Source organism: Acidovorax sp. 93, from assembly GCF_003633835.1.
GTDB classification, from domain to species: domain Bacteria; phylum Pseudomonadota; class Gammaproteobacteria; order Burkholderiales; family Burkholderiaceae_C; genus Acidovorax; species Acidovorax facilis.
In genome coordinates, this window is record NZ_RBIT01000001.1 from 2,836,542 (window position 1) to 2,848,654 (window position 12,113).

13 protein-coding genes are annotated in these 12,113 nt (G+C 66.3%); 4 read left to right on the forward strand and 9 right to left on the reverse strand.

The genetic code is table 11. The annotated features are described in order from the left end of the window. The 7 genes from C8C93_RS12935 to C8C93_RS12965 form a co-directional block, all read right to left on the reverse strand. A complete protein-coding gene (locus tag C8C93_RS12935; protein ID WP_121507167.1) occupies positions 1 to 1,089 on the reverse strand; it encodes an XdhC family protein in 1,089 nt (362 codons plus the stop codon). 165 nt (positions 1,090 to 1,254) lie between these two features. Then, positions 1,255 to 1,881, reverse strand: a complete 627-nt coding sequence (locus tag C8C93_RS12940) for a CoxG family protein (protein WP_121419345.1) — start codon at positions 1,879 to 1,881, stop codon at positions 1,255 to 1,257. A gap of 39 nt (positions 1,882 to 1,920) precedes the next feature. After that, a complete protein-coding gene (locus tag C8C93_RS12945; protein WP_121507168.1) occupies positions 1,921 to 3,153 on the reverse strand; it encodes a VWA domain-containing protein in 1,233 nt (410 codons plus the stop codon). Further along, positions 3,146 to 4,060, reverse strand: a complete 915-nt coding sequence (locus C8C93_RS12950) for a MoxR family ATPase (protein ID WP_121507169.1) — start codon at positions 4,058 to 4,060, stop codon at positions 3,146 to 3,148. Before C8C93_RS12950 ends, C8C93_RS12945 begins: the two co-directional genes overlap by 8 nt. Before the next feature lie 133 nt (positions 4,061 to 4,193). Next, positions 4,194 to 4,985 carry a xanthine dehydrogenase family protein subunit M gene (locus tag C8C93_RS12955; protein ID WP_121419342.1) on the reverse strand — a complete coding sequence of 264 codons (792 nt, stop codon included), beginning with the start codon at positions 4,983 to 4,985 and terminating at the stop codon, positions 4,194 to 4,196. Positions 4,986 to 4,996: 11 nt separating this feature from the next. Then, on the reverse strand, positions 4,997 to 7,384 hold the full coding sequence (locus C8C93_RS12960; protein WP_121419341.1) for a xanthine dehydrogenase family protein molybdopterin-binding subunit: 2,388 nt from the start codon (positions 7,382 to 7,384) through the stop codon (positions 4,997 to 4,999). A gap of 18 nt (positions 7,385 to 7,402) precedes the next feature. Continuing rightward, positions 7,403 to 7,873 carry a (2Fe-2S)-binding protein gene (locus C8C93_RS12965; protein ID WP_121508784.1) on the reverse strand — a complete coding sequence of 157 codons (471 nt, stop codon included), beginning with the start codon at positions 7,871 to 7,873 and terminating at the stop codon, positions 7,403 to 7,405. 178 nt (positions 7,874 to 8,051) lie between these two features. Here C8C93_RS12965 and C8C93_RS12970 point away from each other — a divergent pair, with 178 nt between their 5' ends. Then, entirely contained in the window at positions 8,052 to 9,200 is a 1,149-nt protein-coding gene (locus tag C8C93_RS12970) for a helix-turn-helix domain-containing protein (protein WP_121507170.1), read from the forward strand. A gap of 125 nt (positions 9,201 to 9,325) precedes the next feature. Here C8C93_RS12970 and C8C93_RS12975 read toward each other — a convergent pair whose 3' ends face one another. Next, entirely contained in the window at positions 9,326 to 10,147 is an 822-nt protein-coding gene (locus tag C8C93_RS12975; protein WP_121507171.1) for a TOBE domain-containing protein, read from the reverse strand. Positions 10,148 to 10,173: 26 nt separating this feature from the next. Next, a complete protein-coding gene (locus C8C93_RS12980; protein ID WP_121507172.1) occupies positions 10,174 to 10,617 on the reverse strand; it encodes a helix-turn-helix domain-containing protein in 444 nt (147 codons plus the stop codon). Positions 10,618 to 10,732: 115 nt separating this feature from the next. Here C8C93_RS12980 and C8C93_RS12985 point away from each other — a divergent pair, with 115 nt between their 5' ends. Genes C8C93_RS12985 through C8C93_RS12995 form a run of 3 tightly spaced genes read left to right on the forward strand, consistent with a single transcriptional unit; the run spans position 10,733 to position 12,091 of the window. Then, complete coding sequence (locus C8C93_RS12985; protein WP_121508785.1) at positions 10,733 to 11,197, forward strand: DUF2938 domain-containing protein; 465 nt, start codon at positions 10,733 to 10,735, stop codon at positions 11,195 to 11,197. 49 nt (positions 11,198 to 11,246) lie between these two features. After that, positions 11,247 to 11,846, forward strand: a complete 600-nt coding sequence (locus tag C8C93_RS12990) for a flavodoxin family protein (RefSeq protein WP_121507173.1) — start codon at positions 11,247 to 11,249, stop codon at positions 11,844 to 11,846. Further along, positions 11,843 to 12,091, forward strand: coding sequence for a DUF2798 domain-containing protein (locus C8C93_RS12995; RefSeq protein WP_121507174.1), 249 nt, complete (start codon positions 11,843 to 11,845; stop codon positions 12,089 to 12,091). Before C8C93_RS12990 ends, C8C93_RS12995 begins: the two co-directional genes overlap by 4 nt. The last annotated feature ends 22 nt before the right edge of the window (positions 12,092 to 12,113 follow it).

Consider the following 12,113-nt stretch of genomic DNA (forward strand, 5'->3'; position numbering starts at 1 on the left):
CTACGCGGCGCGCACCCCACACACCAGCGCACCGGGGTCGTTGTGCGCCAGCTCCCGGTCATTCTTGGCCTGGGCCACTTCCATGTCGCGCGGCAGGGTGACACCGTTTTTGACGGCCAAAATTTCGGCCATCACGCTCACCGCAATCTCGGGTGGTGTCTTGCTGCCGATGTAGATGCCGATCGGCCCGCGCAGGCGCGCCAGGCTCTCCTCGGTCTGGTCGAAGTGTTCGATCATGCGGGCACGGCGCGCCTCGTTGTTGCGGCGCGAGCCTATGCCACCCACATAGAACGCATCCGTGTTCAGCGCCTCCAGCAGCGCCAAGTCATCGAGCTTGGGGTCGTGCGTGAGGGCCACCACACAACTGCGTCGGTCGGGCTTGAAGGCCAGCACCACATCGTCGGGCATGTCACTCACTACCGTGGCAGCGGGCACGTTCCAGCTGCCCCGGTATTCCTCGCGCGGGTCGCACACCGTTACCGCAAACCCGTTGAACAGCGCCATGGTGGCCAGGTATTCCGCCAGCTGGCCTGCGCCGATCAGCAGCATGCGGTACTCGGGGCCAAAGGTGTTGGTAAGCCGCTCAGCATCCACCACCAGCTCGGTGGGCGCTGCCGCAGGCGTTAGCGTGACCGCGCCGTCGACCAAGCGCACGCTGCGCTGCATCAGGCGCCCAGCCTCCAGCGCGGTGATCAGTGTTGCCAGGCTGTCCGGGGCAGGGTCGTACTCCAGCAGCAGCTCCAGCGTTCCGCCACAGGGCAAGCCGAAGCGGTGCGCCTCGTCGGCGGTGACGCCGTATTTCACAAACGTCGGCGGGCCGCTGGGAATACGGTGATCCTTGTCTCCGACCGCATTCGCCGTGGGCGCGCCCTGCGCGTAGGCCCGCGTATGACGGTCAATCAGATCGTCCTCAATGCACCCGCCCGACACAGACCCCACCACCGAACCGTCTTCGCACAGCGCCATGATGGAGCCCACCGGCCGGGGTGAAGAGCCCCACGTGCGCACCACCGTCGCCAGCAACGCCCGCCGCCCGGCGGCCCGCCAGCCCTGCAGCGTGCGCAACACCATCACATCCAGGTTTTCCATCGTTCCGTCACCAATTCATTTCTACCGCTTATTCAGATATTCCCATCTACGCCCGCTGCGTCTGAAACCGCGCGGCGCCCAGGCCAGCGCCACCGTGGATCCGGCTTTGCCGGGCCACCGGAGGCGTCCCCCTCAGGGGGAAGACGCGAAGCGGCTCAGGAGGAGTCAATTGATTGCCCAGGCTATCAGCACCAGCGCCGCCGCGCCCACCACCCACACCCAAACCGGAATGCCGCTGGGGGGAATATCCTCCCCCGCCGACGCCGCCAGTGCCCCAGGCTCGGTGGGCGCTTCAGAGGATGCCGCACCATCGTCTGCCGGCGCGCGCGGATGGCGGCTTTGCATTTCGTTGTCAAAGCGCTTGAAAAAATCCTCTGCCATGCTCTTGGCCGCGCCGTCGATGAGCCGCTGTCCCAGCTGCGCGATCTTGCCGCCCACCGTGGCATGCACGGTGTAGTGCAGCTCGCAGCTTTCCTGCCCAGCGGCATCCGCGGGCAAAGGCACCAGTTTGACCTGCGCATTGCCCTTGCCAAAACCCGCCACACCACCCGATCCGTCGAAGGCTATGGTGTAGCTCTCTGGTGGCACGATGTCCGACAGCGTGATCTTGCCCGCAAACTTGGCCGACACGGGGCCGATCTTGAGCGCCATGGCGACCGCGTATTGGTTCTCACCGGTCGCCTCGACCTTGTCGCAGCCGGGGATGCACAGCTTGAGCACCTCAGGATCGTTGAGTGCCTCCCAGGCCTGCTGCTGGCTCACGGCAAGGGTGCGGCTGGCTTGCATTTCCATGGTGGGTTCCTTGTGTTGTCTGGTTATTTCTGAAATCGGTCACTGCCACAGCACGGCCGCCAGACTGGCCGCCAGATCCTGCAAGCGGCTCAGGTTGTGCACGGCCACCATGCCGTGGGCCTGGCGGTGCAGTTCGGAGGCGCCGCGTGCCGTGGGTGCATAGCCTTCAAAACGCAGCAAGGGGTTGAGCCACAGCAGGCGTCCGCAATGGCGGCGCAGCCAGCCCAGTTCCTGCGCCAGCACCTCGGGCGTGCCGGTGTCCAGCCCGTCGCTGATCAGCAGCACCAGGGTGCGCCGCCCCACCAGCCTCCGGGCATGCTGCAAACGCAGCTGGGCCAGGCTGTCACCCATGCGGGTGCCCCCCGCAAAATCAGTGATGGAATGGCTGGCCACCTGCAGCATCGCGTCGGTATCGGCCAGGCGAAATGCTGGCGTGAGGTCGGTCAGCCCGGTGCCAAACGCAAACACGTCGCGGCGCACGGCATCGCCGGTGTGGCGCGGTGCCGTGGCGGCATGCAAAAACGCCAGCAGCAGCCGCGCGTAACGCTCCATGGAGCCCGACACATCCACCAGCACCAGCAGCGGCAGCGGTTGCTGGCGCCGCTGCAGCAGCGGGATGCGCAGCACCTCGCCCCCGTTGCGGGCCGCGTGGTGCATGGCGCCGGGCCAGTGCGGGCGGCTGCCGCGCCCACCGGGGCGGGTGCGGCGGGCGGCGTAGCGCGGCAGGGGCAAGGGCACCTCGCGCGCCAGGCGCTCCACCAGCAGGTATTCGCTGGCCGAGAGCTGGTTGAAGTCGGCCTGCCGCAGGCGCTGCAGGTCACTGGCCGTCATGGCGGCGTCGAAATCGATCTTCTCGTCCTCGCGCGGCGGGGGGGTGTTGCGGGCGGCGCGCACGGGGGCGAGCGCCTCGCTCACGCGCGGGCGGCGTTTGGCGGGCTCAGCCTTGGACTCAGCGCTAGGCAGCATCTGCGCCAGCAACTTCTGCGCCACGTTGGGATTGCGAAAGTACGCGTCGAACAACTCGCGGAAGATCAAACGGTCCTGCTCACGGCTGACCAGCACGGCCTCCAGTGCGGCGCTGAAATCCTCGCGCCGCAGGCCCACCAGCATCACCGCCTGCTGGGCCAGCGCCATGCGGGCGGCGTCCACGCGCACACCAGCGCGGCGGAGGGTGCGGCCAAAACCGCTCAGGTTGTCGGCGAGCTTGCCCGTGCGGGCATCGCCCAGCTGGGAAATCGTTTTGACCTCTGCCACGGTTGAGCCCTCAGGCATCGGCCTCAGCGGGTTGCAGCAACTGCGCCGCCATGTCGCGCGTGAGCGCAGCCACGTCCTCGCGCTGCTTGAACAAGATGCCCGCGGTGTCGGACACCACTTCGGGGTCCACCACGATGGTGTCGAGCGCGACCAGCGCCTTGGCCCACTCCACGCTCTCGGCTATGCCCGGCGCGCGCTGAAAAGCGTTGGCAAACGGCTGGCTGCGCAGGCGGCCCACAAAATCCGCCACCTGGGTGGCCAAGGCCGCGCTGGCGTCCGGCACCTGCGCACGCACGATGGCCAGTTCGCGCTCGCGCTCGGGGTAGTCCAGCCAGTGGTACAGGCAGCGGCGTTTGACGGCGTCGTGCAGATCCCGCGTGCGGTTGCTGGTGAGGATGGTGACCGGCGTGGCCGTGGCGCGCACGGTGCCGATCTCGGGAATGCTCACCTGGTACTCGCCCAGGTATTCGAGCAAAAACGCCTCAAAGGGCTCGTCGGCGCGGTCAACTTCGTCGATGAGCAGCACGGCGCCGGGTTCTGGCGCCTGCAGCGCCTGCAGCAGAGGGCGGCGGATGAGGTAGCGGTCCTGGTAGACCTCGCGCTCTACCTGCGCCATGTCGGCGCTGCCTTTGCCTTCCGCTGCGCGCATGTGCAAGAGCTGGGCCGCGTAGTTCCATTCGTACAGGGCCTCGCGCTGCTCCAGGCCGTCATAACACTGCAGGCGGATCAGGCTGCGTTCCAGCACCTTGGCAAGCGCCTGGGCCAGCGCCGTCTTTCCCACGCCGGGCTCGCCCTCCAGCAGCAGCGGGCGCTGCAGCTTGAGCGCGAGGAACACGGCCGTGGCCAGCCGCCGGTCGGCAAAATAGCCCACGCCCTGCAAGGCCGACACCAGGGCGTCGATGGAGGACAGCGCAGGCGCGGTCATGGGCGCGGGAGGGGAAACGTTCATTACTATAGTTTCTATAGCTAATAGCGCTTGATAGAAAAGCGCTAGAGGCCAATTTCATTCAAACACCCGCCCCTGGATGCAATATGCCGGGCGCGGGTGCTATCCCCCATCAGCCCAGGATTTGCGCTACTGCTCTTTGGGTCTGCACGCTGATGAGGTTGGCGCGATAGGCCGCACTGGCGTGGATGTCAGCGTTGAGATCGCTTGCATCGATCTTCACCGCCGCCGCCGATGCTGGCGTAAAACTCTGGTTCAGCGCTGCTTCCAGCCCCGCGTGGCGGAACACACTGCTGGCCGCGCCGGTGATGGCCACGCGCACGCCGGCATCGGTCTGCGCCACAAACACTCCCACCAGCGAGAAGCGCGAGGCCGCCTGCTTGAACTTGAGGTACGCAGCGCGCTTGGGGATGGGGAAGCGGATGGCGGTGATGATCTCGCCCTCTTCCAGCGCCGTGGTGTACATGCCCACAAAAAAGTCGTCGGCCGCAATCTCGCGCTGGTTGGTGATGACTGTGGCGCCCAGGCCCAGCACGGCGCTGGGGTAGCACGCCGCTGGGTCGTTGTTGGCCACCGAACCACCCAGCGTGCCGCGTGCGCGCACCTGCCGGTCGCCGATGTGCGCGGCCAAGTCGGCCAGCGCGGGGATGGCGGCCTTGACATCGGCGCTGTTGGCCACGTCCATGTGGCGCGTCATGGCGCCGATGACCAGCGCGTTGCCCTCGCGGCGGATGCCCGCCAGCTCGGGGATGTTGTTGAGGTCAACGATCTTCTCGGGGTTGGCCAGGCGCAGCCGCATCGACGGCAGCAGGCTTTGGCCACCGGCCAGCAGCTTGCCGCCCTGGGCGATGAGCTGTGCAGCGGCGGCGGTGGAGGAGGGATTTTCAAAGGTGAATGCGTACATGCTGGTTCTCCTCAGGCTTTGGCACTCTGAATCGCTTCCCACACACGGTGTGGCGATGCGGGCATGTCGAACTCTTTCACCCCCAGCGGGCGCAGTGCATCCAGCACCGCATTGATCACCGCCGGTGGCGAGCCAATCGCCCCCGCCTCGCCGCAGCCTTTGGTACCCAGCGGGTTGTGCGTGCAGGGGGTACACACATGGCCCAGCTTGAACTCGGGGAAGTCATCAGCGCGCGGCATGGCGTAGTCCATGAAGCTGCCGGTCAGGAGCTGACCCGTCTCGCGGTCGTACACGCAGTTTTCCATCAGCGCCTGGCCGATGCCCTGCACCAGGCCTCCGTGCACCTGGCCCTCCACGATCATGGGGTTGATGATGGTGCCGAAGTCGTCCACGGCCGTGAACTTGTCTACGCGGGTGCTGCCTGTGGCCGGGTCCACCTCCACTTCGCAGATGTAGGTTCCTGCAGGGAAGGTGAAGTTGGTCGGGTCGTAGAACGCGGTTTCGTTGAGCCCCGGTTCGAGCTTGTCGAGCGGGTAGTTGTGCGGCACGTAGGCCGTGAGCGCCACCTGGCCGAACGGGATCTTCTTGTCCGTGCCGCGCACGGTGAACTCGCCACCGCTGAAGTCGATGTCGGCGTCGCTGGCCTCCATCAGATGCGCGGCGATTTTCTTGGCCTTGGCCTCGATCTTGTCCAGCGCCTTCATGATGGCCGCGCCGCCCACGCTGATGGAGCGCGAACCGTAGGTGCCCATGCCAAACGGCACGCGCCCCGTGTCGCCGTGCACGATGTCCACGTTCTCCACCGGGATGCCCAGGCGCGCAGCCACCACCTGCGCAAAGGTGGTCTCGTGCCCCTGGCCGTGGCTGTGCGATCCGGTGAACACCGTCACGCTGCCGGTGGGATGCACACGCACTTCGCCGCATTCAAACAGACCTGCGCGTGCGCCCAGGGCGCCCGCGATGTTGGACGGCGCAATCCCACACGCTTCGATGTAGCTGCTGTAGCCGATGCCACGCTTCAAGCCCTTGGCCTCGCTGGCCGCCTTGCGCGCCGCAAAGCCCGCCACGTCTGCCAGCTCCTGCGCTTGCGTCATACAGGCGTGGTAATCGCCCACGTCGTACTGCAGTGCCACGGGCGTCTGGTAGGGCCAGCTGGTGATGAAGTTACGTTTGCGGATTTCGTCCTGGCCCAGGCCCATCTCCCAGCCACAGCGCGACACCAGCCGTTCCAGCAGGTAGGTGGCCTCGGGCCGGCCCGCGCCCCGGTAGGCATCGACCGGTGCGGTGTTGGTGAACCAGGCATCCACCTCCACATAGATCTGCGGCGTTGTGTACTGGCCTGCCAGCAAGGTGGCATACAGGATGGTGGGCACGGCGCTGGCAAAGGTGCTGAGGTAGGCGCCCATGTTGGCGTCGGTGTGCACGCGCATGGCCAGGAACTTGCCGTCTTTGTCCATCGCCATTTCGGCATGGCTCACATGGTCGCGGCCATGCGCGTCCGACACAAAAGACTCACTGCGATCGGCCACCCACTTGATGTTGCGGTTGAGCTTCTTGGCCGCCCAGGTCAGGCACACGTCCTCGGCATACAAGAAGATCTTGGAGCCAAAGCCGCCCCCCACATCGGGCGCAATCACGCGCACCTTGTGCTCGGGCAGGCCCATCACAAAGGCGGTCATCAGCAGCCGCTCGACGTGCGGATTCTGGTTGCTGACGTACAGCGTGTATTCGTCGTTGGCGCGGCTGTACGAGCCAATGGCGGCGCGGGGCTCCATCGCGTTGGGGATGAGGCGGTTGTTGACCAGGTCCAGCTTCGTCACGTGCGCGGCGTTGGCAAATGCGGCGTCCACCGCGCCCTTGTCGCCAATGGCCCATTTGTAGCAGTGGTTGTCCGGCGCTGCATCATGCAGCCCTGCGCCGGCCACGGTGCCTGCGGCCGCATCGGCCACACTGACCACGGCGGGCAACACGTCGTAATCCACCTCCACCAGCTCGGCCGCATCACGCGCCTGCTGCTGCGTCAGCGCCACGACGATGGCCACGTGGTCGCCCACATAGCGCACCTTGCCCTGCGCCAGGATGGGGTGCGGCGGCTCCTTCATGGGCTGACCGTCGGTGCTGGTGATGAGCCAGCCGCAAGGCAGGCCGTTGATGTTGTCGGCCGCCACGTCGGCACCGGTGAACACGCCCAGCACGCCCGGCGCGGCCTTGGCCGCTTCCACATTGATGCTGTTGATCTTGGCGTGTGCGTGCGGCGAGCGCACAAACACCGCATGGCTTTGCGCCGCCAGCACCACGTCGTCGGTGTACTGGCCCGCGCCGGTCAGGAAGCGGTAGTCTTCCTTGCGCTTGAGCGATTCGCCGATGTGCGGCAGCTTGGAAAAGTCGGATGCACCCATGGTTCTTCTCCTGTGTGTTTACGCTGAAGCCATGGCCTTTTGGCCAACCTGCACTGCGCGCAAGATGTTCTGGTAGCCCGTGCAGCGGCAGATGTTCCCTTCGAGCAGCTCGCGGATCTCGCCTTCGCTGGCGTTGGGGTGGTTTTTGCACAGGTCCACCGCGCTCATCACCATGCCCGGGGTGCAGAAGCCGCACTGAAGGCCATGGCACTCCTTGAACGCGGCCTGCATGGGGTGCATGGTGCCGTCGGGGGTGGCCATGCCTTCGATGGTGGTCACCTCGGCCCCCTGGGCCTGCACCGCCAGCATGGCGCAGGATTTGACGGCCCTGCCGTTCACATGCACCGTACACGCCCCGCACTGGCTGGTGTCACAACCCACATGGGTGCCGGTGAGCAGCAGGTGCTCTCGCAGCGCATGGACAAGCAGGGTATTGGGGGGGACGTCAACACTGGCAGCGCGCCCGTTGACCGTGAACTGGACTTGCATCTGGCTGTCTCCTGAATAGGTTTTGGCTGGACTGACCTCGCGCATCTTCTGCCGCGCCCCACCACCCATCCCTAGGGACAACCCTAGATTTCCGGCAGCCCCGGCCGGATATTCTCAAAATGAAACATGTTGCAGCGCACACCAGCGCATCATGCGCAGCTCAAGGATTCGGTTCACCATGCTGTCCTCCGCGCCCACCTCCCCCGCCCACCGCCACGCACTGATTGCACAGGCGCGCCAAAGCTTGCTGGCGGATGGCGCAGCGCCCCTGCGGGCCGAGGTGGAGCCATGGATTGCACGGTCGTGGCAACGCTGCCTGGCCCAGGGGCTCAACCCCACCCACCGTGTGGCATTTGACGCCGTCAGCGCCACGGCGTTGCGCCGTAGCCAGGAGCAAAACCACCACCTGCTGCGCGCGGCACGGCCCGTGCTGCAACAGCTCACCCGCGCGATTGCGGGCATGCACTACTTCGCCATGCTGACGGACGCACGCGGCATCGTGGTGGACGTGCAAGGCCATTGCGACCCGGGCGATCCGCGCGCCAGCGCGATTGGCCGCGTGGGCATCGACCTGTCGGAAGCAGCCGTGGGCACCACAGCCATCGGCGCTGCGCTGGCAGAACTGCAGCCGGTGTGGCTGCACCGGGGCGAACACTTCTTTGATGACAACGCCAGCTACAGCTGTGCAGGCGCACCGCTGTTCGACCCGCAGGGCCTGTGTGTGGGCATGCTGGACCTCACAGGCGTGGATGTGCCCGAGCGGCCCGAGCTGCGCCACCTGGTGGCCCGATCGGCCCGCGCCATGGAAGACGCCTTGCTGCTGCAATTGCCCCATGCCCTGCTGCTGCGCGTGAACTGGCCCGGCTGCCCGCTGGGCAGTGAAGGCGACGGCCTGCTGGCACTGGACGGCGATGGATTTGTGGTGGGCTGCAACAGCATGGCCCGCCAACTGGTGCCCCAGCCACTGCGCACCCCGGGTGCGCCCACCCACGCCAGCGACCTGCTGGCCATGCCGTGGGCCATGTTGTTCGATGCTGCGCGGCGGCACCCGGCGCAGCCGATCGATTTGCCCCTGTGGTCGGGCCTGCGCCTGCAGGCGCTAGCGCAACGGCCAGAAAACACCCGTGGCGCCAGCCAGCCTGTTGCCACCCTGTCCCCGGCGCTGGCGGGCGCACCGCCCACGGCCGCACCGCTGCGCGAGGCTGAAACCGCCCTGATTCGCCAAGCCGTGCAAGACGCCCGTGGCAATGTGGCAGAAGCGGCCCGGGTGCTCGGCATCAGCCGCGCCACGGTGTACCGCAAACTGGGCCATCCCAAGGGGCTGTGATCGGCGGCTGCGGCACCTGCCAACAAGGCGCAGCAGATATTTGCATCAAATTGGCCGCTAGCGCTTATTCAGCAAGCGCCAATAGCTATAAAATATATAGCACAACTCCCACAATGGGCCCAGTCTCAGACCTCGGCCAAGGCCAGGACCACGGCGTTGTCTTCCACCACCAGCACGACCGGGCTGCCCGCGCGCAGGCCACTGCCGGACGCCGCAAAACCCACCATCTGCAAGCCACCCGACAGCTCGGCAGACACCTCATCACCCGACTCGCCCCGCACCACGCGCGTGGCTTTTGCAGGCAGGCGGTGGATGCCGGGTGCATCGGCCACCGCAGACCCAGACGCTGATGCCAAACGACCACCCCGATCCACGCGCACGGCCGTGGCCTTGCACAGCGCCTGCACGGCCAGCCCCGGCTGCAGGCCCAGCAGCTCCGCACTCTCACGGGTGATGCGCGCGGCCAGTGCTGCAGGCACGCCCATTGCGGCACCGTCGCCATCGCTCGCATTGCTCAACCGCAGGTGCACCGCCACGATCTGCCCCTGCACCACCAGCCGCTCCACCACACACGGCAACTGGTTGCGCATGCTGGTGCGCACCGCCAGCCGCGCCAGCGCAGGGCCCGCATGGGGCGTGGCCTGCCAGCGCGACAGCACAGCGCCCCGCGCCTGCGCCATCGCATTTGCCGCCGCCAGCAGCTGGTGCCCCGCCTCGGTCAGCTGCGCACCGCCGCCCCCTGCCCCACCCACCGCGCGTGCCACCAGCGGCGTGCCCGCCAGATTGGTCAGCGTGTCCACCGCCTGCCACGCGGCCTTGTAGCTCACGCCCACGGCACGCGCGGCCTGCGAGATGGAGCCGCAGGTGCCAATCTGGCGCAGGATGTCGATGCGTTTGTCGGCCAGGGCATGGCCCAGCGCATCCGTGAGAGTAAGAGAAACAGGCATGCGCGGATGATGCCTGAGCGCTCCCTTCACGCCGACTTGCGGCGCAGCCCCGTGACAGGCTTTGCCAGCTTCTGCTGGCGCTCCAGCGCGCCAGTCGCTGCGGCCTTCAGCAGCCGCTGAAAGGAGGGGCATTGCGCATGGCTCTCCGCCGGGCAGGCTGCCGCATGCCGCAGGCCGTTGCTCATGGCCTTGAGGCGTTTGACCATGGCATCGAGTTCATCGGCCTTGGCCGACAGCAGTTGCCGGTCAATGCTGGGCTCGCCACTGGGCAAAAACATGGCACGGATGTCGTCCAGCGAGAACCCGGCCGATTGCCCCAATGCAATCAGCGCCAGCTGGTCCAACACGCCCGGCGCAAAACGGCGGCGCTCACCAGGTTTTCCCACCGAGTGGATCAACCCTTTTTCCTCGTAATACCGCAGCGTGGAGGCCCGCAGCCCGGAGCGTTTGGCAACTTCGGCAATGTCCATCAAAAACCCCTTGACTTCAAGTTGACTTGAACTTCTATATTCCATTCAAAACCTGCTTCCGTCAACTTTTCGAGGTGCTTTGATGACACTCCCACTGCAAGAATTTCCCATTGCCATGTTGATCGGCATCGGTGCCACCGCCGTCATGGACGCATGGCTTTTGCTGCTCAAACATCTGGGCGTCCCCACCCTCAACTTCGCCTTCATCGGCCGCTGGATGGGCCATCTGTTTCGGGGCCAGTTTGCCCATGCCGCCATCGCCAAGGCGGTGCCCATCCGGGGGGAATTGGCCTGGGGCTGGCTCACGCACTACGCCGTGGGCGTGGCGTTTGCCACCGTGCTGGTCAGCCTCCAGGGCGCCGACTGGGTACGCAGCCCCACCCTGCTGCCCGCGTTGGCCGTGGGCGTCTGCACCGTGGCGGCGCCGCTGCTGGTGATGCAGCCCGCCATGGGCTCGGGCTTTGCAGCATCGCGCACGCCCACGCCGCTCAAGAACTGCCTGCGCAGCTTGGCCAACCACACCGTCTTTGGCTTCGGCCTGTACCTGTCTGCGCTCGCCATCGCACTGATTTCTCGATGACGGTTCTGCGCATTTTTCCCCTCGAAATCACTTGTTTGGAACCCATGCCATGAAAACCATCGCCATCATTTATCACAGCGCCCACGGGCACACCGCACACATCGCCCGCCACGTTCTGGAGGGCGCCCAGGGCGTTTCCGGCATCCATGCCGAGTTACGCCAAGCCGAAGACCTGGCCCATGCACCCGACAGCCTGTTGCACTACGACGGCTTCATCCTGGGCTCGCCCACCTACCTGGGCGGAGTCTCCGGTCCGTTCAAGACCTTCATCGACGCCACCGGCCGTCTGTGGAAAACGCAGCAGCTCAAGAACAAGCTCGCGGCGGGCTTCACCGTGTCGTCGCTGCCAGCGGGCGACAAGCAGTCCACACTGCTGTCGATGTGGGTGTTTGCCATGCAGCACGGCATGGTGTGGGTGGGCAACCCCATCCTGCCCGAGCAGCACACCGGGGTTCCGTATGACGAAGCAGCCAACCGGCTGGGATCCTGGTCGGGCCTGATGGCGCAGGCGGGCCATGGGGCGGCAGCGGATGCGTTTGTGCCAGGCGATACCAAGACCGCCCGCATGTTTGGGCGGCATTTCGCCGAGACCTTGCAGCGCCTGGGCGGTGTGGCGGCACACCAACCCGCTGAGGCGGTGGCTGCATGATCCCCGCCCGCTACGGCCCCGTGCTGTTCAGCTTCATCCTGTCGGGCGTGATGTCGCTGCTGGTGTCCGGCATCTCCACGTTTCGCGCCGTGCCGGTGGACCAGGACTTTGTGGGCCTCTGGGTGGGCGCATGGCTCACGGGGTGGCTGTTCGCGTTTCCAGCGGTGATGCTGGCAGCGCCGCTGGCCCGCAAAGCGGTGGCATGGCTCACCGCCCAGGGCGCAAGCGGATCAGACCGCGGATGACGTGTTGCGCCCACGTCCTCTC